This is a genomic window from Pedobacter nutrimenti (assembly GCF_032678445.1).
GTDB lineage: Bacteria > Bacteroidota > Bacteroidia > Sphingobacteriales > Sphingobacteriaceae > Pedobacter > Pedobacter nutrimenti_A.
Genome location: NZ_JAVTSQ010000012.1, coordinates 283,704 through 308,290, shown reverse-complemented (window position 1 = coordinate 308,290; position 24,587 = coordinate 283,704). Strand labels below are relative to the sequence as shown.

General features: G+C 40.7%; 18 protein-coding genes. 6 read left to right on the top strand and 12 right to left on the bottom strand.

Annotation, left to right across the window (positions count from 1 at the left end):
- A partial coding sequence (locus tag R2S08_RS22615) for a RagB/SusD family nutrient uptake outer membrane protein (RefSeq protein WP_316837274.1) occupies positions 1-1,686 on the bottom strand: 1,686 nt, incomplete at its 3' end.
- Between the two features lie 10 nt (positions 1,687-1,696).
- On the bottom strand, positions 1,697-4,864 hold the full coding sequence (locus R2S08_RS22610) for a TonB-dependent receptor (protein ID WP_316837273.1): 3,168 nt from the start codon (positions 4,862-4,864) through the stop codon (positions 1,697-1,699).
- A 427-nt stretch (positions 4,865-5,291) separates the two neighbouring features.
- On the opposite strand from R2S08_RS22610, the gene R2S08_RS22605 reads away from it, so the two are divergent.
- A complete protein-coding gene (locus R2S08_RS22605; RefSeq protein WP_316837272.1) occupies positions 5,292-9,365 on the top strand; it encodes a two-component regulator propeller domain-containing protein in 4,074 nt (1,357 codons plus the stop codon).
- A gap of 96 nt (positions 9,366-9,461) precedes the next feature.
- On the opposite strand, the gene R2S08_RS22600 is transcribed toward R2S08_RS22605, so the two are convergent.
- The 6 genes from R2S08_RS22600 to R2S08_RS22575 form a co-directional block, all read right to left on the bottom strand.
- Positions 9,462-11,462: a S9 family peptidase gene (locus R2S08_RS22600; protein ID WP_316837271.1), complete on the bottom strand. Its 2,001-nt coding sequence runs from the start codon at positions 11,460-11,462 to the stop codon at positions 9,462-9,464.
- A 228-nt stretch (positions 11,463-11,690) separates the two neighbouring features.
- Complete coding sequence (locus tag R2S08_RS22595) at positions 11,691-12,092, bottom strand: hypothetical protein (protein ID WP_173087937.1); 402 nt, start codon at positions 12,090-12,092, stop codon at positions 11,691-11,693.
- Between the two features lie 30 nt (positions 12,093-12,122).
- Entirely contained in the window at positions 12,123-12,902 is a 780-nt protein-coding gene (locus R2S08_RS22590) for a LytTR family DNA-binding domain-containing protein (RefSeq protein ID WP_316837270.1), read from the bottom strand.
- On the bottom strand, positions 12,880-13,926 hold the full coding sequence (locus R2S08_RS22585) for a sensor histidine kinase (protein ID WP_316837269.1): 1,047 nt from the start codon (positions 13,924-13,926) through the stop codon (positions 12,880-12,882). The genes R2S08_RS22590 and R2S08_RS22585 overlap by 23 nt, the downstream gene beginning before the upstream one ends.
- A 163-nt stretch (positions 13,927-14,089) precedes the next feature.
- A complete protein-coding gene (locus R2S08_RS22580; protein ID WP_316837268.1) occupies positions 14,090-14,740 on the bottom strand; it encodes a hypothetical protein in 651 nt (216 codons plus the stop codon).
- A complete protein-coding gene (locus tag R2S08_RS22575) occupies positions 14,737-15,381 on the bottom strand; it encodes a DUF6266 family protein (protein WP_316837267.1) in 645 nt (214 codons plus the stop codon). The genes R2S08_RS22580 and R2S08_RS22575 overlap by 4 nt, the downstream gene beginning before the upstream one ends.
- A gap of 496 nt (positions 15,382-15,877) precedes the next feature.
- Between R2S08_RS22575 and R2S08_RS22570 the strand changes: the two genes are divergently transcribed.
- Complete coding sequence (locus tag R2S08_RS22570) at positions 15,878-16,060, top strand: hypothetical protein (protein WP_316837266.1); 183 nt, start codon at positions 15,878-15,880, stop codon at positions 16,058-16,060.
- Positions 16,061-16,080: 20 nt separating this feature from the next.
- Here R2S08_RS22570 and R2S08_RS22565 read toward each other — a convergent pair whose 3' ends face one another.
- Positions 16,081-16,929: a hypothetical protein gene (locus tag R2S08_RS22565; RefSeq protein WP_316837265.1), complete on the bottom strand. Its 849-nt coding sequence runs from the start codon at positions 16,927-16,929 to the stop codon at positions 16,081-16,083.
- A gap of 278 nt (positions 16,930-17,207) precedes the next feature.
- Between R2S08_RS22565 and R2S08_RS22560 the strand changes: the two genes are divergently transcribed.
- The 4 genes from R2S08_RS22560 (at position 17,208) to R2S08_RS22545 (ending at position 18,805) form a co-directional block, all read left to right on the top strand.
- Entirely contained in the window at positions 17,208-17,591 is a 384-nt protein-coding gene (locus R2S08_RS22560) for a hypothetical protein (RefSeq protein WP_316837264.1), read from the top strand.
- 94 nt (positions 17,592-17,685) lie between these two features.
- The gene (locus R2S08_RS22555; RefSeq protein WP_316837263.1) at positions 17,686-18,012 is read left to right on the top strand and encodes a hypothetical protein; all 327 of its coding nucleotides are present in this window, start codon (positions 17,686-17,688) and stop codon (positions 18,010-18,012) included.
- A 15-nt stretch (positions 18,013-18,027) separates the two neighbouring features.
- Complete coding sequence (locus R2S08_RS22550; protein ID WP_316837262.1) at positions 18,028-18,513, top strand: MauE/DoxX family redox-associated membrane protein; 486 nt, start codon at positions 18,028-18,030, stop codon at positions 18,511-18,513.
- A 34-nt stretch (positions 18,514-18,547) separates the two neighbouring features.
- Positions 18,548-18,805, top strand: coding sequence for a hypothetical protein (locus R2S08_RS22545; RefSeq protein WP_316837261.1), 258 nt, complete (start codon positions 18,548-18,550; stop codon positions 18,803-18,805).
- Positions 18,806-18,855: 50 nt separating this feature from the next.
- On the opposite strand, the gene R2S08_RS22540 is transcribed toward R2S08_RS22545, so the two are convergent.
- Genes R2S08_RS22540 through R2S08_RS22530 form a run of 3 tightly spaced genes read right to left on the bottom strand, consistent with a single transcriptional unit; the run spans position 18,856 to position 24,559 of the window.
- Positions 18,856-20,178, bottom strand: coding sequence for a TlpA disulfide reductase family protein (locus R2S08_RS22540; RefSeq protein ID WP_316837260.1), 1,323 nt, complete (start codon positions 20,176-20,178; stop codon positions 18,856-18,858).
- An 11-nt stretch (positions 20,179-20,189) separates the two neighbouring features.
- Complete coding sequence (locus tag R2S08_RS22535; protein ID WP_316837259.1) at positions 20,190-21,548, bottom strand: RagB/SusD family nutrient uptake outer membrane protein; 1,359 nt, start codon at positions 21,546-21,548, stop codon at positions 20,190-20,192.
- A gap of 11 nt (positions 21,549-21,559) precedes the next feature.
- Positions 21,560-24,559 carry a SusC/RagA family TonB-linked outer membrane protein gene (locus R2S08_RS22530; RefSeq protein ID WP_316837258.1) on the bottom strand — a complete coding sequence of 1,000 codons (3,000 nt, stop codon included), beginning with the start codon at positions 24,557-24,559 and terminating at the stop codon, positions 21,560-21,562.
- Positions 24,560-24,587: the final 28 nt, after the last annotated feature.

Sequence of the window (24,587 nt, the reverse complement as noted above, 5' to 3'; positions counted from 1 at the left end):
CTGGTTTTGAACTAGTTTAGGATTCTTATCTATGTCATCCTGAGGAATAGGCATCCAATTTTGATGTGCTTTAAAAAGATTATCCATAAGTTTAACACGGGTATAGATCAATCCCTTTGTCGAAGGATCAATCGTAACCTGCATCCCGTATTCCGACATATTTAAAACACCATTAGCTCCGGCAGTGATATTCCAGCGTCTAACATCAAACCACCTTTTATCCTCAAAAGCAAGTTCAATACGGCGCTCCCTGCGAATGTAATCACGCATTTGCCCCTGACTTAACCCCAGCTTTACCACAGGACAATTCGACCGCAACCTGACCAAATTAACTGCATCATATACAGAGTTATCTGGGCCAACCGCTTCATTTTGCGCCTCAGCATAGCTTAAAAGAACCTCAGCATACCTAAAAAAGATATAATTTGCATTACTCGGCGAAATGTTTAAGCTTGCTTGACCAAGAATAGACTCGTCCAATGTTTTTCTGGCATTATATCCAGTATTTGAAATATCGCTGGTAGAGCCCAAATCTATCTGGTTACTGCCGCCAGTACGGCTTTTAAAAATGTCCCCTTGCCAAGGCGCACCGTCAAATAGAATAGACTGGTAAAATCTCGATTCCCTGTTTACGTATGGATGTTTTGGATCATATCCCGACGCCGGATCAGTGATCGGCAACCCATTGTTCATTGCATAATCATCTACCAGACTTTGTGTAGGTGCCAGATTTCCCCAGGATTGCTGAACTCCATTTACGTACACCGGTCCTAAATGCCCCTCTCTTGCACTTCCTTTTGAAGGCGGGGCATATGCTTTCGCAAAAATCGTTTCGCTATTCCAGTTGTTCTTACCTAAAAATTGTTCACTATATCCACTCGTATCAATCGCAAATAAACTATAGCTTTTCAAATCCAACACTTGCTTGTTAGTTGCTGCAGCCTTAACCCATCTGCTCGCATCATTATTCGAATTGACCAGTGGACTGGCATAAAATAATTGAACCCAACCTTTAAGTGTCAAGGCAGCTCCCTTTGTAGCACGGCCCTTTTCCTTTGCAGCCAAAGGTAGAGCAGCAGCCGCTGCGTCACAATCGGCCTCTATAAATTTCACTGTTTCATCAATAGTATTCCTCTCATGAAAAATATCCTTACCTTGCGTTAGGTTATCCAGAGGTACGGTAATCACCGGTACACCACCATAGTTGGTAAATAACATCGTATAAAAGAAAGCCCTTAAAAAGGTAACCTCAGCAACCCGAAGCTTATACCAATCCGCAGGAAAATTACCTTTATTTAGAGCAGCCTGTTGCAAAAAAACATTACACTTCCTGATACTCGCATAATTTGCATCCCAGCTCCACATACCACCCGGCCCAAATACCACATTACTTGGGCCCAGCGCTCCAGCCCTCACTACACTTTCCCCATCTTCCCATGAAGCACCACAAAAGCTATTATCAGCCAGCTGGTCAGAAGGCTGATAATCATTATTTATATCAGGCAGTTGATTATAGATATCATTTACAAACAAATCAGCATTAGTTGAAGAACTAAAAGTGATCTGATCAGTTAAAAGACCCTTTGGAGGTACATCGAGAAAATTATCCTTTTTACATGCATTAAGGCAAACAACGGCCAAAACCATTAAAAGACCTTTTTTATAATTAAAATATGTCTGTTTCATTGCTTTTTATTTAAAATGTTGCGTTAAGACCAAAAGAGATTACACGCTGTTGATAATAAGTAGTGTTACTACCATTGGTTTCCGGATCAATTGTTTCCTTTACGCCAGGCAACCACGTAAACACATTTTGTCCTGCAGCATAGACTCTTAGAGATTGGAATATCTTTTTTACTGATTTATTGGAAAAAGTATAGCCCAGTTCAAAACTTTTCAAACGGATATAAGAAGCATTCCTCATATACCAAGATGAAGTTTGCATATTATTCGAAGTTGGAGTACCTGTTATCCTGGGATACAACGCATTAGGGTTATCAGGCGTCCAATGATTATCATAAACCAACTTCGTTGCCGATCCTGAGGCATTAAATGGATACACAAAAGTACTTCCCAGTTGTATATTCGAATTACCGGAACCCTGGATCAAAATATCAAGATCAAAATTTTTGTACGTTAAACGCGGCTCAAACCCATAAATGATCTCTGGCGTTTTTGGCTTACCAATTACCGTCTGGTCATTTGCATCAATCTTCCCATCAGGTTTTCCATCAGGCCCACTTAAATCTGCGTACCTGAGATCTCCGGGATGAACCGGACCAAATGTTGGATTAGGGATACCCGTTTTTAATGTTCCATCGTTGTTGAAATCAGCTGACGTAAAGTACCCCAAAGCCTGATAACCAAATTGTGTATTTAACGCCCGGCCAGTAATTCTTCTGTTCGGATTGTTATAAGTAGCGTCTGTTTCATAAACCTGCAGCAATTTATTTTTCGCAAAAGTAAATGTACCTGTTAAATCCAGTCTCAAATCAGAAGAGAACTGATGAGTGCTTTTTAAGGTTACATCAATACCATGATTTGTCATAATCCCACCGTTCACCAGACCAGTACCTATCCCATACTCACCAGGCAAAGAATTACCAATACTCACCAGCATATTTGCCCTTTTCTCATGGAAATAATCCATTTCAACACTTAAGATCCCTTTCCATAAACTAGCTTCAAACCCCACATTGGTCTTAGTTGATTTCTCCCAGGTGATATTTGGATTTCCTTGAAGAGCTTCATACAATCCCTGCGTAGCCTGTCCATCAATTACTGCTGAATTGCCATAAGCAGTATACGGGCTTAAGTACTGATAAGTTTGAATAACACCACCCGACACTGGATAAGCACCCGACTGACCCCAGGACGCACGCAACTTCAAATTGTCTATCCAGGTAAAATTATCCTTAATAAATTTCTCTTCCGAAAGTCTCCACCCGGCAGAAAAAGCAGGAAAAAAACCAAATCTATGACCAGGTGCAAACAAATAACTACCATCATACCGGCCAGTTGCTTCAAATAAATATTTTTTATCATAAGCATACCCCACTCTATAAACATACCCAAGCTGCTTCTGACCATTTGAAAACCCCTGATTCGTTTGATCTGTTGATGCAGGGCCACCAAAATTCAATTCATCAATGTCCAAATTGTAATTCTGCCTGTATGCACCAAACTGCTGATATTTAATGATCCTACTTTCTACCACAGCCAAAGCAGTAATATCACTCTTACCAAAACTGCGTTGGTAATTCAGGATACCCTGGTAGGTAAAAGAATGTGTCTGGTAATAGTTTTCAGTAAACTGAGATTTTGAACTTCCCTGAGTGCCCAACACATAAGTGTAAGGTGTAGTTTTCGTGTTTACATTATAAAAAGGAATTGGTGTTTGCCAAATCCGGTCCACTTCTGTAGAATTGTCAAAACTAACCACCCCTTTGAGACTCAAGCCCTCGATTGGTAATTTCTGATCAATACTCAGTTGTGATTGTGTAGTGGGCTTTTCATTAAACCGATAACCACTGTTATAAATTTCACCAATTAACGATTGCCCAATATATCCTGACCATAAGCCGTTACTATAATATACAGGTGTTACCGGTGTCTGTCTTTGTGCCAACCCAATAATAAGATCTGCACCTACAGTAGGAAAATGATTATCCTCCACAAAACTGGTTACTCCCAAGGCAACAGTAGTTGTTTTAGTTGGATTTGCAGTAATATTTAATGTACCATTATACTTGTCTGTATACGTCGTACTCCACATTCCAGCCTGGTGGTTATAGCCTAAAGAAGCAAAGTATTTGATATTCTCCGCGCCTCCCGAAAGAGAAAGATTATGGTAAGTGATCGGCCTGTTTTTCTTAATGATTTCCTTTAATGGGCTTGAGTCCGGATGTCCATCCGGATCAGAATGATCTTTAAACTTTTGCAGATCTTCTGGTGTATAAGCCACCGGCCTGCCGTCATTTGCATTTGCTTCGTTCCTCAGCATGGCATACTCGTATGAGTTTACAAAATCAGGCACTTTGGTTGGATTCTGTAAACCAAAATAGCCATTATAAGTTAATGTTGGTTTACCCTGTTTACCCTGTTTAGTAGTCACTAAAATTACCCCATTGGCACCAGCAACCCCATAAGGAGCTACGGCCGCAGCATCCTTCAGTACCGATATATTATCTATGGTATTAGGATCAAGACGACTAAAATCCCGCGGTACACCATCAACAATAAGCAAAGGTTGGCCACCTCCGGTTGAACCAATACCTCTGATGTAAATTTTGGAGCCATCAAACCCTGGCTCACCTCCTGCTTGGGTAGCAATTACACCAGAGGCACGTCCCACCAGGCTATTGGTTAAATTGACCACTGGTTTCTGCGTGATTTCGGCAACACTAATCGTAGAAACAGCAGAGGTAAGCGATGTTTTTTTCTGTGTTCCATAACCAACCACCACAATCTCGTTAAGTTTCTTTGAAGAGGGTTGTAATTTTACCAACGCAATAGATTCATCTGTTACAGCGATCTCCATTATCTCGTACCCGACATAAGAAAATTGCAGGATATCGCTATCACTGGATGAGGAAATTACAAAACTTCCGTTTCCATCTGTCACTGCACTTTGGCTGGAATTTTTAATTTTGACAGATACTCCCGGCAGTGTTTCACCCGTCGTTTTATCAATCACCTTTCCCTTAACAATAGTATTAATGTAAAAGGCTTTCTTTTTAATAGATTTGTACATACCGGCATGTGCCGGGCTTATCGTTAATAATACAAACAGGATGAGAAAACTCCATATAGTCCTTGTATATCTGGATAAGATAATTAATGGTTTAAGTAAATTTGGTTGCATGGTTAGTTTGATTAGATTTTAACACAAATGACTAGAAATTACCAGTTTGAAAAGTTGTACTATCGTCCATTTTTCTTGCCCTACTGTACATTTCAATAGGCCTACAGCCAGACAACATTCAATTGCGCTGTCATAACCCATAAAGTAAAGCCTCTGCTAATGAATTTGTTGGATGCAATAGATTCTGTAGCTTTACAAGCCAGTGCATGGGGTCAGCACAAGCTGCCTATACCTTTATGGCAGAGATTTTAACTATTTTCGTTACGGTTACCAGCAATTGAAAAGTGATCACCACATGAGAATCCCATACCATATAATCTTGAGTATAATAAAATACTTAAAGTCTGAATCTATACTCAATTGTTGTACTTGGCTTATCATTTTCTGTAGCTTCTCCCCCTGCATTACGTGCGCACAGGGAATCAATTTGAAATTTTCACACCTTACGGTAGACGAAGGGCTTTCACATACCGATGCAAATTATATAAGACAGGATAAGCTGGGTTACATATGGATAGGTACTAATTTTGGATTAGACCGATATGACGGTTATACCATCAAAAGGTTTTACAACACCAATATTCCAGAATACAATGCATTTAGAAATCGGGTCTATAACATCTTTGTAAGCAGCCAAAATGAAATATGGATAGCAGGTCAGGATGGAATTCAGCGTTTTAATACCGCAACTGAAAAATATACAGACTTTAAAAGCAACACCAAACTAAACGCCAACAATACCAATACAAAGCTGTACAAGCCAAATAGCGATCAGCTAATTTTGTTAAATAAAGGTGAATTCAAAGTCTTTACCATCAAAAGAGAGCAGCTCATTGAAAAGCAACTGGATTATCCCAAAGGCGCGAACCTCACAGATATGCTTGCAGACAACTCGGGAAATCTATGGTTTTCTAGTGATAAAGGCATTTGGGTGGCCGACAGTAAGTATCATTTCCGAAAATTGGTAACACCATCAGAGGAAAAGGAGCTCAAGAGCTCCAAAATCTACCTTGACCACCGTCGTAACATATTATTGGTGTCTGGCCAAAAAGTTCTGCAGCTTCATAGTGATAACAACGGTAACATTTTAAAAAATGAAAAGTATTACCTCAGAAAGCAAGTACTCCTACCAAAAGGATCCTATATCGCAGATATCGTTCAGGATAAAAATGAAAATTATTGGGTAAGTACAGATGCAGGCTTATTCTGTTTGGATGCAAACCTGCAGATCATACGCACAACAACCAGCACAAGTGCAGTGAGCAGCTTAAACACCAATTTTTTAGACAAATTATTTATCGACCGTTCAGGTTGTTTATGGGTATGTACTTCAGGTGGTGGCGTAAATTTTTGTGACTTAAATGCTAAAAAGTTCAATACTATCCAGCACAATCCAGAAATCCCCAATACGCTGTCAGGTAACTCTGTACGGTCGATATTGGAAGATAAAAACCAGATATTATGGATCGGAACAAATGCAAACGGTCTAAACTCCTACAACTTTTCCACTAAAAAATTCACCTTTTATACAACTTCCAGCGGTTCCATAAAACTAAAAAGCAATGAAATTTCATCTCTTGCAATAGATAAATCAAACAATTTATGGATAGGCAGCAGCAGAGGAATTGACATTCTCGGCGCAGACCGGAAGAATCTGTTGAAACCCTCAGGAAATCAGGCCTTCCCTGTTGATAATATAGATGCATTAACACTAGATTATTATGGCAACATGTGGTTTGGAAGCCATTCATTAGGGTTAGGTTGTATTTCATACGACAATCAAACCAATTACAAGGTCAATTACCATGGAGATGGCTACTTTATATGGGCAAATCAAAACCGCCCCGAAATTTTCGTTTCCACCACAAATGGCTTAAGAAGGCTATTAATAGACAAGCAAGGAAACATCTTAAAATCATTCAATTACCATACGAGACGTTCAGCAAACGGGCTGAGTTCCAATTACACCTATCCAATTTGTCAACAAAACGACACCACCTATTGGATTGGAACGATTGGTGGAGGGCTCAATTCTTTGAACCTAAAAAAAAACGACACCTACGAGATAAAAAAATACGGACAAGAATACGGCATCTTTAATGATGTAGAAAGTATGGAAATCGATAATTCAGGAAATATCTGGATGGGTGGCAATGGCCTCGAATGTTTCAATCCACGGACAAAAAAATTGATTCGATATGAGAAAAATGATGGGCTTCAAGGAAACAGTTTTAAAGTTGGAGCCTCATTTAAAGACAAAAACGGCTCTTTATATTTTGCGGGAATTAACGGGCTGAATTATTTCGATCCAGATCTTATCAAACAAAATAACATCTCTGCCCATCCAGTACTGACCAATTTAGAAATCAACAATAAACAAGTTGAAGTTGGGTCTACAGGTTCATTAGAAAAAATGATCAGTTATTGTAATAACCTTCAACTCAGCTACCTTGAAAACAACTTCAAAATTTCATTTTCTTCCATGCATTATGCAAATCCTCTGCAATGCAAATACAGATATAAACTTGTAGGATTTGATCAAAACTGGAAATATACAGATGGTAAAAATCCAAATGCGTCCTATAGTAATCTCGACTACCAAGACTACACATTCGTCTTGGAAGCCAGCAATAACGACGGGATTTGGAGTAAGGACCAGGCAACCGTACAGATCACAGTTGTTCCGCCGTGGTGGAAATCAACAACAGCCAAAGCAATCTATATCATCATGAGCATTTCCGGTCTGGCCGGGATCTATATCTACCAGGCCAGATGGTATAGTTTAAAAGGAAAATTTGCCATTCGGGATATCGAAGAACAAAAACGAGAAGAAATGCATTTACAGCGGGAACATCTCTATCAACAACAACTCAGGTTTTTCACCAATTTATCCCACGAATTCCGAACACCACTTTCTCTAATTCTTGGTCCGCTGGAACACCTCATTAAAGAGAATAAAATTGCAGCAATTAACCAATCCTATAAAGTGATGCATCGGAATGTCGTAAGACTAATCAATCTGATCAATGAACTGATGAATTTCAGAAAAATAGCAGACAGTGTGATCAAATTACAAGTAGAGCCAGTCGATACCAGCAAGTTTATTAAAGATATAGCCGATGAATTTGGAAATCTCACCATAAATAAAGGGATCGCATTTTCAGTAATAGAAAGCAGCCAGGCAACTACTGCATTATTTGATGTTCAAATTGTAGAAAAAATTATTTTCAACCTGCTGAATAACTCTTTTAAATACACAAATTCGGGTGGCGAGATCGTAATGGAGGTCTTTTCAGACTGGCAAGATTTTAAACCTTCATTTGATCAGGAGATCAGCTTGCTTAACGAATACCAGGCAGATCAATACATTTACCTTAGAGTAGCAGATTCGGGAATAGGCATTTCCAAAGAATCCATAGACCAGATATTTGACCGTTACTACAGAGTAAACAACGATCACCTGGGTTCTGGTGTCGGCCTTGCATTAGTTAAAAGCCTTACCCAATTGCATAAAGGGAATATCTATTTATACAGTGAGTCTGGTAAAGGTACAGAGATTATTATTGCGCTTCCTCTGCAAGCACATAACTACCTGGCAACAGAAAAAAAATCAACGCAGAGTACTCCAGCAACCTCATGGCTCGAAAAAGTTGATCCTTCAGTATCCTTACCTTTTGACGAAATGGCAATTACAAATCAGCAGGATTCAGCCCTTTTCCAAAAACAGCAAATTGTTCTCGTAGAAGACAATGACGAGTTACGTGCGTTCTTGAAAAACATTCTACAGCAGTACTACCATATCTATGAAGCAGCAAATGGAAAAGAAGGTCTGGAACTCGCTATACTTAAAATACCCGATCTAATCATCAGTGATGTCATGATGCCAATAATGAACGGCATAGAATTATGCCATCATATCAAAGAAACATTTGAAACCAGCCACATTCCTTTTCTCATCTTATCCGCTATAGATGATCTCGAAGCCCAAATTAAAGGCGTACAATCCGGAGCAGATTATTATTTTGCCAAACCATTAAGCACAGATCTATTGCTATTAACCATCCATAATCTATTTGAACAAAGAAAAAAACTCCAGCTTAAATATTCAAAGGATTATTATGCCGATGCAACCGAATTAGTTTATTCTGAAAGAGATAAAGTTTTCATAGGGAAATTACTGGAATTAGTGGAGGCAAATATTTCAGACCCAAAACTTGATGTGGATTATTTATGTCAAAGGCTGAATATCAGCAGAACAAAGCTTTATCAGAAGATAAAAGGCATTTCAGACCTCTCGGTTGGAGAATTCATCAGAAACATCCGGTTAAAACAAGCAGTATACATCATGACACATGAAGACGTTACTCTAAGCCAGGTAGCAGATAGAATTGGGCTTCAAAGTATTTCTTACTTTTCCAGGGCATTTAAAAAGGAATTCGGAAAATCCCCCTCTCAGTTTTTGCAAGAATTAAAGCAGAAGAATCCTTCAAAGGGGAAATAATTCATTTTAATTGGAAAGTCATCCCAGCACAGGCCGGGATGACGAATGTATTTTATTTACAGTAAAATTTTATACTTTTAGATATATACCGTATGGCTATAGATGCTGTCTAAAAAAACCAATCATAGCTTTATAGAATGCAATCTTGTTTTCCTCCCTAATGAAGCCATGTCCCTCATCATATCTGACCATATAAGGCACCTCAACATTCCTTTTCCTCAAAGCATCCACGATCTGGTCAGATTCAAGGATATTCACCCTAGGATCATTTCCCCCTTGTACCACAAACAACGGGACTTTAATCTTTTCGGTATGGAATATCGGAGAGACATCTTTGGCGATTTCAGCCTCCTTAACATCATCAAGGTCATACCATACGTCTTTCAACATTTCCATGAGTGGTTTCCAGTATTCGGGGGCACGTTCAAAGAAGGTATAAATATTAGAAATACCGACATAATCTACCCCCGCCTTGTAAAGGTCGGGTGTTTTGATCAGCCCCATTAAAGTAGCATAACCGCCATGGCTTCCACCATAAATCCCAACCCTAGCTGGATCTGCCCAGCCTTTAGATATTGCGTATTGGACACCATCTTCAAGGTCATCCATTATTTTCCTTCCGGCCTGCTTAAATCCTGCCTTGTAAAAAGCTGTTCCGTAGCCATCTGAAATACGGAAATTAATCTGCAGGGTAGCATATCCCCTGCTTGCAAATAACTGGGCTTCGGGATTAAATCCCCATGAATCCCGCACGCCCTGAGGTCCACCATGAGGATTGACGATCATTGGAACTTTCCCACCTTTTAAGGCTTCTTTGGGCAGTGTGATGTAACCATGAAGCCTTAATCCGTCCCTTGAAGTGAAAGTGATGGGCTGCATGACCGCCATATCCTCTTCTTTAAGTTGAGGCATAAGATCATGCATAAGCGTTGCTTTTCCTGTTTCCGTATCATAGCGGTAAAACCTTCCATATTGCCTATCACTGGTCACCTTTACCAGGTATTGTTTTTCATCATCGGTATTACCCACAAACTCAAACTGGTAACCTGGAAGCTGAGTCTGAAGGTTTTTGTAAATAGTCTTAAAGAACCTGCTTACTGGCTTTATGATGTGCTTATCTCCATCATATTCGAGGTAATCGATTTCCCATTTTCTCTTTACCGATAAGGTCATTTTTGCAACATCATAATCCTTATCAGAAAAGATTTTTTTCAGAACCTTGTCTCTACGTAAGTCATAAAGAACGATCTGGGCCTTTTCTGAATCTTTATTAGTGAGTATATAAGCATCATCAGGATTCTTTGAAGCATAGTTGAATGATAAAATAGTGAATTTATCATTCCAATTCATCGTGTTTACTAAGCGGTAGCCCGTTTTGCCCTTAGGTTTGTAGAAATACTGCATTTCTTTTCCATTATGGATTGTCATAAACCCTTTAAGTTCGCCGTCCTTATCAAAATTGTAGCTGTCGATCCGATCTTCCCCAGCACCGACATTATATAACTTGAGAGTCTCACCGCTATTGATATTAATTTTGTATGGCTCGGAATACTCTCTGTTGTCTTTATTCATCTTAACAATGATAGATTCCTTCTGTCCAGGAAGACGTTCCAATATCAGCGCCTTAACACCAGCATAGGGGGTTAAATCCTTATCATTAGAGCCATCACGGTTAATCGCATACAAATGATAATTTTCACTGCCGCTCCTATCCATCAGGTACAATAAACGCTCATCGGTAGCCCATCCATATCCAATAATCACATCCTGCTTCTCTTCTATGGCTCGCGTAATATACCCGGTTGCTACTTCTTTGATCATTACATTGTTCCTCCCCTGGTTATCCCGTTCCTTAAAAGAAAGGTAGCGGCCACTAGGCGATAGCTGAAAATCGGAAGAGTTAGGATTTTCAAAATAATCCTCTACCTGGTACTTATGGTTCCCGATATCGGCATCGATAAGTTTCTGCAAATCTTTTGCGCTGGAAACCAGGGCAGGATTCCCGGGTAGTTTATTTGACTGTCCCCGAGTGGAAAGCGTCATTGTAACCAGCGTCAATAGAACGGGTAACAGTATAATTTCTTTTTTTAGTTTCATTATGGTATTCATATCTGTAGTTATTCATTTACCATTCTCCCGGCAGTTTTACCGAGAGAAACGTTCACCCCTGACCCAGAGAAAATTTGACAAAGCGTTGCCCAATCCTTAATAAATGATTAAAGGCACAGGCTTAGTCCGGAAATTTTTAATGAATGAAACCCCTAAGGTCAGGGATATGAACGGTTGAGGGGATACCCAGAAAGGGTAATGCTACTTAGAGCTTTTTTATTTGTATTTAATAAAAGTTGCCTTTACTTTTTTGACTTTAGTATTAGTGGTTATGGAACTGCTAGAATAGGTGTTATTTTTCTTACCTGTACCTACCGAACCAAAATCGTTTTTGGTACTACCGGTAACTTCTTCGTCGAGTTTCATGATCACCCCATCTGCACCTTTGGCTTTCCCCAGTTCAATTACTTTTTGCTGCAATTTCTCCAATGAGGAGAAGCCTTGGTCTACGTCAGAAGTTCCCATAACTTCGTACGTTTGTTTTACATCTTTGGCATCCAGATACACATCCACATTTTGCGTAGCGGTATAGGTCTTGCCAAAATAAGGCGTCGCGCAGGCCGATGCCAATGTGATCAATAAAACTGCTGCTGACTTGATTAACGATGATTTTTTCATTTTTTTTTAATTATTAATTGATTGTTTTTGTTACATATTAATGTCTTGAGGCCGTTCTGGGTCCTCCCTATCTTTGTTCGTAATTACTTTGCCCTTCATCTGAGACATAAAAACCTCACGATAGGTCTGGCCAATGGGGATCTGCAGAGGTGCGGATTGGAGCTGTACCAGATTACCATGGATCATCACAATAAAGGGAAGGGCGATGATAAATGATTTATGGATACGCATAAAACGTTCGCCTGAGAGCTTCTCCTCAATGCTGCCCAATGTGAGCTGCGAAGTAATCGGCTCACCTTCTTGGGTATTAAAAGTGATGTATTTTCCTTTTGCCTCAATATAAAGGATATCTTCCAGTTTGATTTTAACCAGTTTCCCCTTATACCCGGTCTGTACAAGTATAAACTCTTCCGTATTATCCTTTGTAGCGCTGTGAAGCTCCATTGCTCTCTGCGCAGCGATCAGAAACCGGGGGAAAAAGATCGGCTTCAAAAGGTAATCCACAACCTGGTGCTCAAAACCTTCAATCGCATATTCCCTGAATGCGGTGGTCAGAATCACCCTGTACCGACCGCCAAGCACCTGCAGAAACTCTATCCCTGTCATTTCGGGCATCTGAATATCCAAAAACACAAGATCTACCGATTCCGAATTCAACAGTTGCAACGCATCCCTGGTACAGCTTGCACTACCCACCAGTTTCAAAAACGGGGTCTGCGTAACGTGAAGAGTCAATAGCTCAATGGCATGCGCCTCATCATCTATAATAATACAATTCATCATTGGACTAAAGGTTAATGGTGATTTCATTCATATAAAAATTTTCGTCCTCTTTCACATTGAACACATGTTTGATACCATACATGAGCTCCAGACGCTGCTGTACATTACTCAGACCTATCCCTTTTGACGGCTCCTTTGGCCCTTTCTTCTTTTTATTGCTGACCCGAAAATATATTCTGCTCCTGGTTGCCTGGAGCTCGATCGTCATCTGGTTTTTAGCATCATTCATATCCCCATGTTTAAAGGCATTCTCAACCAGGGTTACCAGTGAAAGTATAGGCACCCGAGCTGTGTTATCTTCTATATGCTCTACGTAACAGATGTTTAACTGGTGGCTGAAACGAATCTGATTCATTTCAATTACCCTTTTCACCTGTTCGGCCTCAAGGGAAAGTGGTACCGTTCCAAGATCATCCCATTCGTCTAGCGCATAACTCATAATCTCCGAAAGCAGGTACACTGCCTTAGCAGCTTCCGGACTTGTGAGAACTGTTTTTGTATAAATAAAACTTAAAGAGTTGAAAAGAAAATGTGGATTGATCTGGTATTTTATTGCAGCAAGCTCGGCCTTAAGCTTTTGCTTTTCCAGGCCTTCCTTACGTTTTTGCATTTCATTAGCATTGATCAGAGTTGCGGAGAAGATGGAAATAAGCAGCATTGCAATATCAAGGCAGATTGCAGAAATAATAAAGGTACGTACCGTCAGGTTGGTGCCTGCCCGTGGTTCGGCCCCAATAATGTGGAAAGTATACAGATATTCATAACCCGTGAGCACCGCAAACAATAATATACATTTCAACAACGGTTTTTTCCAGCCCCCCTTTTCAACCATCGGCTTAACCAGATGATAAATAAGGATATAGTAAACCAAAGTATCTTTAATAACAGAATGCACGAAGTTGATGTATAGTTTACTGCCCGTACCAAGCTGCGATAATGTTGTCTGTAATCCTTGAAGGGCAACTAAGGACAGGAATGCGATCACGCACCAGACCGTATAGATCACCAATATTGTGAGTATCTGCTTCCAGTGTTTTCTCAGTTGTCCCATATATCCTACTTATTTATTAAAACTTTCTTTCTTCAATTATCCTTATGCTGCAATATTAGCGTATATAGTTGTGCTGATAAAATTTTATGCACCAACAGTACGATTCGCCCCACAAACAATTTGTTTTGCGCTGAAAAATCTCCACCCGCCCCGGTCTGGCCCCCTAACCAAATTCCTCATCCAGCAATTTCAACATCCTAACCAATAACACCCGAACCCGCATAGCCGTGCTCTGCACCACCTGCTTATACTTGGTAGTTAAACTATTAGGTGAGATGACCCCATCTCCTATTCCTGGCGTAATGAAGTTCCTGGAAATAGCCACGATCAATTGTGTTACAGGCCCTGCATCTAAGCCACCAGCCTTATTCATTAACTTAAAGAAATAAGCCAATGCATCAACAGAAAACAACACCCGGATCCTGGGATTGCTTTCTGTTTTAGGTAAAGCAACAGCTGTCTCCTTTGCCCAGTTAAAGAAACCCGCATACCTAATATCAATGTGCTCCAGCAATTGCTCCAGACAATCCCCTGCTGCAGCGTACAATTCCATACAAGCAATCGGCACCTTCTGATATTTAAACAAAGTATCCGTTAAATAACCACAATCATACTGAATCTGCTTCAAATGCCGCTCCACCAAACTATTTGAAGTAACACCCAACATCTCCTCCTGCATAGACTTAAAAATCTGTTCTTTTATTACAGGCAGCTCCGCTATCCAATAAAGCACCTGTTGCTCATCTAGATCGAAATAAGCTGGATCCATTTGCTGCAGGATCAGTGTCCGTAAAGTATTCATTTCGGCATTCATGGCGCTATCCTCCCAATATATTGACTGTCTGACATTGTTTTTCCATTTAAAGTATAGGTACTGACGTACACTTCAAGCGCTTGCCCAAGCATTTTAGGGTGCATTTTATAGGTACACTCATGATCTGCCCGCTTTACCCCGCCTATAAATCCGTCTGCCATCTTAAGCTCCGGACTGTAAATCACCAACATCACCTGATCATTAAAAGAAATGTGATGGATCCTGTTATCTGCTCCCCAGCTAAGGTGAATACTGTCTGTACCCAATAGGGAAACTTCGGCTTCCATCAATCCAGGCAAGTCTCCTTTACTCAGAAACACATGCGGATAGCTGATGCTGAGGTCGGGATAAACTCCTCCAACTGCACTTTTATAATTTAAGGAAAAGGCCGCGTTGATCTCTGTCCGCCCCTGGGCCAGATGCCTGAAACCATTAGAAATGTAGGGATAAAAAGGCACCAGCCATTCTGTAACGAACTTAAACTTCTGCTGATTTGCAATTTGCGCCGGTGTTCTGGCTGTTTTCTTTTTTTTCTTTCTGGGAAGCGAACGTAGATATGGGATGTTTTTCCAGGTTGCGCCAACTACAGAACCGATTTTCCCGGAAACCGGTCCAAAAATTCCTTTAAATATCTTTGCCATAATGTAAATTCTTTTGGTTTGAAAAATGGAGGGTATCCGCCTCCTACAAATGAGATTGTTATAGGTTTGCTGTTGTCTTACTTTACCCCTGCTCTGGTTTGCATTTTTCGCTATACGAGTAAAACCAGAGTCGAACAAGAGTAGTACGAGAATCAAATTTGTTATAAGCCTCAATTAAGGCCCTCTTTCCTGCTGAACTCCGGCTGATGATATTGACTTTTGCGATTCCATGTTTTCAATTGCTTAACCGAATCTATACAGGAATAAAATAAAGTGCTGCGCTTTTGGCGCTTTTGACGCATTGATACGCAATTGTCGCTATCTGGTGTTTTTTGACGCTTTTGACGCTTTTGTCGTTTATAACGCTTAATCAATTGATTTTCTGTAAATTACCTGTTAATTGTTTTTTATTTAACCAACTGCAAGGTAGGTTCCATAAAGGTGCTCACCATTTATGCTAGCGTCACTCATCGGTTGCGGTTTAACAAACCAAGACATGAAAAAGATATGTATTTTTCCGAAAGATGCAGCCCAGCTCATTGGGATTAGCGAAAGAGAAGCACAGCGATTATTTCAAAGCATGAAGCTCGCTTACAACAAAAAGAAAAACCAATACATTACGGTAAAAGAGTTTTGTAAGTACACAGGGATTAGTGAAGATCTGATCAACCTGAGTTAAACTCCAGAACTTCCGGTAGTTTATTGCCGGAAGTTTTTACGCTCCTTATCCCACCAATCCATGTTGTTTTTATCACCAAATGCCCTTAGATAACGGTTTCTATGTCTGGATACTTCATATTCCTTACTAAAAGGTGGCTTAAGCATCACCAGAAGGTTACGCTTTTTATCCTGTTTAACCGATTCAATTAAATCTCCCCTTATGATTAAGCCCCTTGCAGCAAGGAAATATTCATCACCAGACAATGCACGTAAAGACCCATTTATGGTATTATATGGCCACGGCGTATCCTGATTGAATACATCCTTAGCCAGGCAAGCTCTGGATTCTAGGTATACCAAACCAATTTCTGTTTTGGCTTCGCTGGCAGAAACAAGATTTTCAGCATCTGCTGACGACAGCTGTTTATCCAGAACCAATGGCTCAGGAACCGATTCCCATGGCAATTTTATATAATCTTTATTGCAATACAAATTAACAACTAGTACGTAAGGAACAACCAATTTAAATACGAAAGGAAAATAATCTGTTTGAAGGATATCATAGCCATGCAAATGGTAATAATAACCTGCAAAGGAAAATGCCACGACTAAGGGAACGAATACGCCCATTCCTGTCTGCATCACTAATCTTAGACCCCACAAATACCGCCAAGGGTACCAGCCATCCAACAGTTCATTGACTAGTGCAACCATTTCCAACAGCAAAAATGCAATAAACGCGCTAAAGAACAGGGCAATGTAATACGCCTTTAAAGTGAGTAGTTCGAAAATGCTTCTATGCTGACCAAGAGATGAAACAATATGTGCAGCTGCAAAAGATATGCAAAGCTTGGCTATAATTTTGTAGTGGGTAGGTTTAAGTTTCATAGTGAGAGGTTAAATTCAAATATAATATTTATTTAAAATAAACATTATAACCTATGATAACATTTTAGTTTAACAGCATTAAAAATTTCTAATTTATTATCCATTCGGATCCAGTTCTGTACCATTCATGAATGCAATGTACCATTCAGACAAAAAACACGTACCATTCAGACAAAACGCTGCAAAAACCTTCTCTAAGCCACTTTAGACCTCTATAAATTAGCTTTCAATTTCACGCACCCTATGGTGCAAAAAAAGCTGAAACTAATTATAGAATTATGGAAAACAAAAAGTACCCTTTTACAGAAACAGGTTTACAAGACCTTATGCTACACCTTTATTCGCTTCCTGAAGCAGAGCTCGAAACTGAAGCAGACAACTTACTTAAAGACATTAAAAGCTGGGCTATTGCACACTTTGATTTCGAAGCTGATCAGATAGATTATCTAAACAATTTGGATGAGCAGACTTTGACCTTTATGGCCTACTCTACCTATTTCGCTTTGATTAATCAGTTGCCTGTTACCCTGCAAAAACAGGATAAGAAAGATGAACCTGTTATAAAAATCATTGAAACCAAAAATAAGATCGCTGTGATGTCTGCGAATGACGAAACATCAGAAGCTAGTGGCGAGGTGATCATTAAAGTTTACTATGCATGATAAAAAAAGAACAACAATATAAGGCTGTTCCCTGAGGACGCTAGCAGGGAGGAACCTTTGTCAACTCCATCCATAAACTTTAAAACAAAATGTAATGAACACAAAAATCAAATCGGGCTTAATAGCCCTGGCAGTAGCGGTGGCAGCCGTAACTACCTTAAACTTTGACGCCAAAAGCGTTAACAAAGACAAAGTAACAGCGGTGACTTACCGGTATCAATTGAATACGGTAAGCGGTGCAAAAGATCCAGTCAACTGGATATTGGTCAGCAATTCCAGCCCTAGCTGTGGAATAGCAGGCGAAGTGCCTTGCAAAGTTCATTTTGACTCCAGTACCTACACGGACATCACCAATTATCTGAGTCAATTCTCTATTGATGAACAAGTATCTTCCGGGCCAGGAGTAATTACCAAAGAATAATTTATTCAGAATGATATGAAAACCTTGAAATTGCATCCACTAATTGTAGATCTAGCTTTGGGATTGCTCATGCTACTATTCTCTTACACCGCTATGAGCAAGCTATTGGAACAGGAGATCTTCGTTTTCCAAATGAAACTCTCTCCCTTTCCAATGATGGATAAACTAGCTCCCCTACTCGCCTGGTTTTTACCCACCACTGAATTGCTGATCGTTTGTTTTCTCTTTTTTAAAAAGTCGAGAAAACTGGGATTGATATTATCGATAGCCTTATTAAGTGTGTTTGAGCTCTACATTCTATGGATGTTTTTTTCAGGGCTTCATTTGCCATGTACCTGCGGTGGATTAATGGCAAAGCTGAGCTGGAAAGGACATTTAGCATTTAATGCCATGTTCATTCTGCTCAGCTTTTTAGCCCTGAGGCCTGATAAGCCTAATTCCAATCCGGTACACCCCTTCCAACGAATATTCAACGCGTCGCGAAGCGAGAATAGACTATAAATAACAGAGTAATTAATTTTAAATCTAAAACAAGATGAAACATCTTAAAACCACCTTTCTGGCACTGGCATTAATTGCTGGTGTTTCAGGCGCATTTGTAACCAAAACAGCAAATGCTGCATCAACTGCAAAACAAGTAAGCTATGACTGGATCCGATTTGACAGAGCTGGTCATATTATTGGAACACTTACCAATAAGACCGTAGCTCAGGCTCAATCTATAACAGGATGTACTGGTACAAATGAACTTTGTGCAAGTGCTGTATCAGGCCCTGTAATAAGATATAACTAGTTTTTGCGAATAAGCTATTCCCGGCCTAAATCGGGAATAGCTTGTTAAACTTATTGATTCAGATCATAAATCATTAAATGAGGATAGGCGTGCATTTTCTTTTTCAATTCTAATCCAATAGAATTCAAATATTTCTGTAAAATATCCATAGATAATCCCTGTCCAGATTCAAACAGCGTCTTAAAGTCTTTTTCCATATTGATATTAAATCGTATGCCCGTTTCATTAACAAAAGGTCGTTCTTTTGAAAAGAAACCGTACAAGATCTTGGTTATTTCATCCAAAGGTAGATTAGATGCTGTAAATTTAGAATCACTAAATCCATAACCCTTCTTTTCTGTTCCTTTTGATCTTGACTGCAGTATTTTATTATTCAATTTGGTAAGCACCCAGCATTCCGTTGCTTTCTGAGTCACTTCTACTTTTAGATTAAAAAACAAGCATAATTCCTTCGTCATAATGTCATAAAATTGGTTTGAACCTACCTTTCTATTAAAATATAACTCATAGCAATAATTGTTTTTCCTTTCCCACTCCTTATATTTTTCAACTCCATACTCCCTCATCTCACCTTCTTTGGCTGGGAAAAAGAAGGAAGCAGAATCTTTAGTGATAATGTCAATGAGTTTATAATCTCTAGGCCTGGAGGTTTTCATATAAGCAGACCAGATCAAATCCGTTTTTATAGTATTCCAGGATAAAAATCTAGAGGTTTGACTTAAAGTGTCTAACGCTAGTGTGCCTCCATTTCCAATATTTTTAAAGGGAGTAATCACAGATCGGTAAATGAAAATTGAATCGGCAGTTTTTAATGGTTTCCGCCAGTCGAAAGTTAAATCCTCATCCTTTACGCTTAACTCCACTTTCTCTTTGAGCGCAAGCTCAATATTTTTCTCGTTGACTTCGTAATCGTCTGTAATGGCTACAACTACACCATTCTTATCAATCCACACATTATGAGGCACTACTTTATGAGGAAAATATTTATACAATACCGTATCCATAGCGGTAAACATGAGCTGATCATGGGTATTTCTTTTGATAAATGTATCAACCGTATGGTCATCCTGGCTGGATACACACAGCATATTGTATTTCCCCTTAAACTTTGCCGCAAGCTTGTTTAAAACGGGCATCTCTCTTACGCAGGGTACACAATAGGTTTCCCAGAAATTGATGATCAATAGCCCGGCACCGTACAAATCAGAAGCTTTTCTGGTTTTAAACTCGCTGTTTTTAATATTGTCGATTAGAAAATCGGGAACCTTGTCGCCAATTTTCAAAGCTTTGATCTTTTGATCCTGACCATAAGTGCCTATAGAAAAAAGGGTAATCAGTAGTAAAATGATGTTGGTTGTTTTCTTTAAATTCATGATGTTTTTGTTTAATTGTATCCTAAGTTTTGAATAAGCTTGTTGTTGTAATTGATTTCACTTTGGGGGATTGGAAACCATGCCGCTGTTGGCTTCCAGGTATTTTTGTAGCTCCCTAATACCGCATTGATGGTTCCGGTTCTTTTAAGATCGATGAAGCGTGCGCCCCATTCGTTAAATAACTCCACCCTTCTTTCACGCGCTATGGCCTCTAATAATTCCTGCTGATTCCCAGCGGTAGTATTCAGAAGCCCGGCCCGGTGTCTAATGACATTAAGATCTTGCTTAGCCTCCGGCAATCGCCCAAGCCATGCGCGGGCTTCTGCCCGGATCAGATACTGCTCTGATAACCTGAGTGCCATGAGATATTCCGGACTGCCGGAACCCGCCTCTTTGTTTTTGTACTTGGCAGAATAATGATAGGTTTCTGAAACACCTGCTGTGGTAACTATACTGGTTCCAGTCCAGTTTGATTTACGTACATCGGCAGCTTCAAAAGACGTATAGAGCGCATCTGTAATGGGATAAGCTGGCAAAGAAGTATCTGAGGCTGGTAACAGGTTAGCTGATGAGCTTATAAAGCCCTGCTGCGTCCAAAATTGAAGAATACTCTCTTTGCTACCTGATTTAAATACATCTGCTGCTGCATCAAGAGGAAGGTACAATCCAGAGCCAATAACCTGACTGGCTTCATCCTCTGCAGCTGCCCAGTTTTTCTGGTTCAGATAGACCCGGGCAAGCATAGCCCCCGCAGCCCATTTATTTGCGCGGGTTTTACCCGGACCCAGATAAACCTCTGTTAGCCCTTGTTTTGCGGCCTGTAAGTCTGTATTGATCTGCTGGAATACCTCTGTTTGATCATTTTGCGCAGCCTGCCGGTTGCTTTTTGCATTGGTGCTGAGCAATAATGGAACGCGCCCGTACAAATTAACCAGGTAGAAATACGCATAGGCCCTTAAAAACCTGGCCTCACTGGTTAACTGTGTAACTTTAGAAACCGGAAATTCTGGCGAACTCTTTGTCTTCTCTAATAAATCATTGCAGCCATAAATTACAGCGCATAAAACCTGCCATAGACCTAGATTAGTTGAATTGGTTACAGACAACCTGCTTTGCAAAAATTCACTTTCATTTGTTCCTGTAGAGGTTACATTGAGCTCATCTGTGTACAAACCAATATTGGGGGTTAAATTAGGCTCAAAACCTCGCTCAAACTGCGCATAGAGGTTACCCAGGGCAGCGGTAGCAGATGTGCTATCTGCAAAGACCTTATCTGTAGTGAGCTGGTTCTTTGGATCGCCAGTTTCGATCAGTTTTTTACAACTCAGGGCCGAAAGGCCGATGAATAAAAGAAAGATATATCGTTTCATATGCATATAGTTTAAAGACCAAGCTGAATGCCCAGCACAAAGGATTTTAAAGGCGGAATATTGGCATCTGCACCACTTTCAGGATCATACAAAGCGGCATTTCTATTCCAAAAAGTCAGCAGGTTCTGTACCTGCAGATTGATCCTGAGCCGGTTCAGTTTATTCCTTTTTAACCAGCTATCCGGCAGCCGGTAACTCAACTGAATATTTTTAAGCCTGAGATAGCTTGCTTTAAAAAAGTTGGCCGAGGAAAGACCGTAATAGAAATCACGGAATGTAGAGGCTTTAGGAATATCGGTTACCTCTCCCTCCTTTTGCCAGCGCCCGGCTGCCAGGGCAAAATTATTCGTTAGGGTTCCCGGTGAGGTTAAGCTTCCAAACAAGAACTGTTTGGCAAATTGGGCAAACACATCCAGCCCAAAACCCTTATAGCTAAAACTATTGCCCAGCCCGCCATAATAGGCAGGGCTTTTATCTCCAATGGTCGTATAATAATTCTCAAAATCAGGATAAGAACTGCTTCCTCCGTTTTTTAGAGCATACAAAGGAGCCCCTGAAAGTGGATCGGCACCCAGGTATTTAAAGCCTGTTGCCCTAAGGGTACTCTCACCCACAGTTAGAAAATTGGAATAGCTGGAAGTGGCTAAATCCGGAAAGCTGAGGAGCCTGTTTTTCAGCAAGGTGATGTTGAAATTTGTAGTCCAAACAAAACGCTCCTTCCTGATATTGTTTGTATTCAGTTCAACCTCCCATCCGGAGTTTTTAACCTTTGCCGGCAGATTGGCCTGGTAACTGTCAAAGCCAGTCATCAGGGGCAGTGTGTAATTGACCAGCTGGTTGCCGCTGATGTTTTCAAAATGATTGATGGTAAACCTGAGCCGCTCTTTGAACAGGCTGGCTTCCAATCCTACCTCCAGTTTTTTATTGCTTTCCCATTTAAAATCTTCATTGGCAATACGTGCAGGCATTAAGCCCGCGTTGCCCTGATAGATTAAACCCGAAGAACGGTACGTAGAGAGGAACTGGTCATCTGTAATCTGGTCGTTACCTGTAATTCCATAACTTGCCCGCAGCTTTGCATAATTTATAAACGAGAGGTATTCCGCTGCCCATTTTTCATTGCTAAATACCCAGGCTGCGCCTATGGCACCAAAGTTCCCAAACTGGTTGTTGGCTCCAAAACGAGAAGAACCATCTCTTCTGGCACTGAGGTTAAGGAGATACTTATCATCGGCATTATAGGTGATCCGGCTAAATACAGAAACATATTTGTATACCAGGTCAGTGTAGTTGGCATTCAACTGTCCTGCAGAACTCATGTCTTCCAGCATGCTTTCGCTATTAAAGTTTGTAGCGGTAATCAAATGGTTCTCTTTTGTTGAATTCTGCCAGGTTCCACCGACCAGAATGCCGATGGCAGATTTTCTGATTTTAAGCGTATAGTCCAGCTGAGGCTCCACGATAATGCTCCGGTTGGCGGTATTGCCAAAATAAGTATAGCTTACCGGCGCGGCATTAGGGTTTCTTGCTGATTTGGGGTTAACCATCACCTGGGTCATTCCAAGCGTATTCAGACCAATATTTGCCTTTATATGCAGCCCCTGGAGGATTTCATACCCTATAGTGGTATTGGAGAGGATGTTCTCTACTTTAGTTTGGCTTGTATTCTGAATAGCCGCTAAGGGATTATAGCCCAGTGCCCAGTTTAGATTGCCATTTGGGTCTCGCAGTGGAAAATTTGGAGGCAACAGCACAAAACTGGAAAAAGCTTCCCTGGGGTTTACCCCCTTGTTTTCTTCTTTGGTATAGGACAATGAAGACTGTATACTGAACCGCTCATCTGCAGAATGGTGTTCAAGGCTTAAGCGCGTACCGCCCCTCTTGTAATCGTTGTCTCCCATCATTACAGAGGTTTCGTTCCTGTAATTTGCCCCTATAGAAAAGCGGTTTTCCATCGTTCCTCCAGATACCGTAGCGTTGATCGCTGTAGTTCTGGCCGTGTGTCCCATCACATATTTTGCCCAATTGGTAGAAGTTTTGTTATCCCAAAGGGTTAAATCGGGTGCATAGCTGTAAGATGTAGGATCGGAAGAGGGTATCAAACCGTCATTTTTAAAGGCCTCACGCCGGATATTCAAATAATCATCCAGCCCCAGGAGCTTTGGCATGCTGGCCACCTGGGAGAAGCCCTGGGCAATATTCACATCGGTTTGAACACTCCCAACCTTAGCTTTTTTAGTAGTGATCAGTACAACCCCGTTGGCCCCTCTGCTGCCATAAATGGCCGTAGCATCCGCATCTTTAAGCACGTTGATACTTTCTATATCGCTGGGATTGATGGAGTTTAATGGACTGATTTCTCCAACAATACCTTCTCCCCCTAAAGGCGAATTGCTCACTAAAGAAGATCCGGGAAAAGGTACACCGTCTATGATGTACAGCGGATTGGTACCGGCGGCGATAGAGCCTTTGCCCCTGATCTGGATATTGATATTGCCTCCTGGCAGTCCGTTAGTGGTTTGTACATAGACTCCGGGCATTTGGCCGGATAGCGCGGAGAGTACATTAGTCACAGGCTGGTTTTCGATTTGTTTGGCGGTCATGGTAGAGATGCTCCCGGTATTGAGCCTTTTGGTGGTTTCTCCGTAACCGATGATCTGGACCTCGTTTAAATTGTTGTCTTTGGGCTCGAGTTCGATGACAAGGGGTTCTTTTAGCGGCATTCTGATTTCCAGGTATTCTGTCTGGTAGTTTTCCAGGAATACGGCGAGCCGGTAGCGGCCGGCTGGAAGGTCTAGGGGGAATTCGCCATGTTTATCGGTGAAAAGCGTGAGCGCGGTATTGATGTTTTGGATGGCGGCACCTTCCAGCGGCTCGCGCGTTTTTAAGGAGATGACTTTCCCTTTAACGAGGCTCTGTTTAGAGGATGGTGGCGGGTTTTTCTGCTGGGCGCTGGCCGGAAAATTTAGGCAAAGCGCGGCCAGTACGATGGTTTGAATCGTTTTTTTCATGTGATATGTTGGTTAGTTTGTTTTTTTC

Bases quoted from the DNA above. Each gene is read 5' to 3' on its own strand.
- R2S08_RS22570 (WP_316837266.1), top strand. From the start codon at position 15,878: ATGAAAAAGATATGTATTTTTCCGAAAGATGCAGCCCAGCTCATTGGG.
- R2S08_RS22555 (WP_316837263.1), top strand. From the start codon at position 17,686: ATGAACACAAAAATCAAATCGGGCTTAATAGCCCTGGCAGTAGCGGTG.
- R2S08_RS22580 (WP_316837268.1), bottom strand. From the start codon at position 14,740: ATGAATGCCGAAATGAATACTTTACGGACACTGATCCTGCAGCAAATG.
- R2S08_RS22600 (WP_316837271.1), bottom strand. From the start codon at position 11,462: ATGAAACTAAAAAAAGAAATTATACTGTTACCCGTTCTATTGACGCTG.
- R2S08_RS22590 (WP_316837270.1), bottom strand. From the start codon at position 12,902: ATGAAATCACCATTAACCTTTAGTCCAATGATGAATTGTATTATTATA.
- R2S08_RS22560 (WP_316837264.1), top strand. From the start codon at position 17,208: ATGGAAAACAAAAAGTACCCTTTTACAGAAACAGGTTTACAAGACCTT.
- R2S08_RS22575 (WP_316837267.1), bottom strand. From the start codon at position 15,381: ATGGCAAAGATATTTAAAGGAATTTTTGGACCGGTTTCCGGGAAAATC.
- R2S08_RS22610 (WP_316837273.1), bottom strand. From the start codon at position 4,864: ATGCAACCAAATTTACTTAAACCATTAATTATCTTATCCAGATATACA.
- R2S08_RS22585 (WP_316837269.1), bottom strand. From the start codon at position 13,926: ATGGGACAACTGAGAAAACACTGGAAGCAGATACTCACAATATTGGTG.
- R2S08_RS22545 (WP_316837261.1), top strand. From the start codon at position 18,548: ATGAAACATCTTAAAACCACCTTTCTGGCACTGGCATTAATTGCTGGT.
- R2S08_RS22530 (WP_316837258.1), bottom strand. From the start codon at position 24,559: ATGAAAAAAACGATTCAAACCATCGTACTGGCCGCGCTTTGCCTAAAT.
- R2S08_RS22595 (WP_173087937.1), bottom strand. From the start codon at position 12,092: ATGAAAAAATCATCGTTAATCAAGTCAGCAGCAGTTTTATTGATCACA.
- R2S08_RS22540 (WP_316837260.1), bottom strand. From the start codon at position 20,178: ATGAATTTAAAGAAAACAACCAACATCATTTTACTACTGATTACCCTT.
- R2S08_RS22550 (WP_316837262.1), top strand. From the start codon at position 18,028: ATGAAAACCTTGAAATTGCATCCACTAATTGTAGATCTAGCTTTGGGA.
- R2S08_RS22535 (WP_316837259.1), bottom strand. From the start codon at position 21,548: ATGAAACGATATATCTTTCTTTTATTCATCGGCCTTTCGGCCCTGAGT.
- R2S08_RS22565 (WP_316837265.1), bottom strand. From the start codon at position 16,929: ATGAAACTTAAACCTACCCACTACAAAATTATAGCCAAGCTTTGCATA.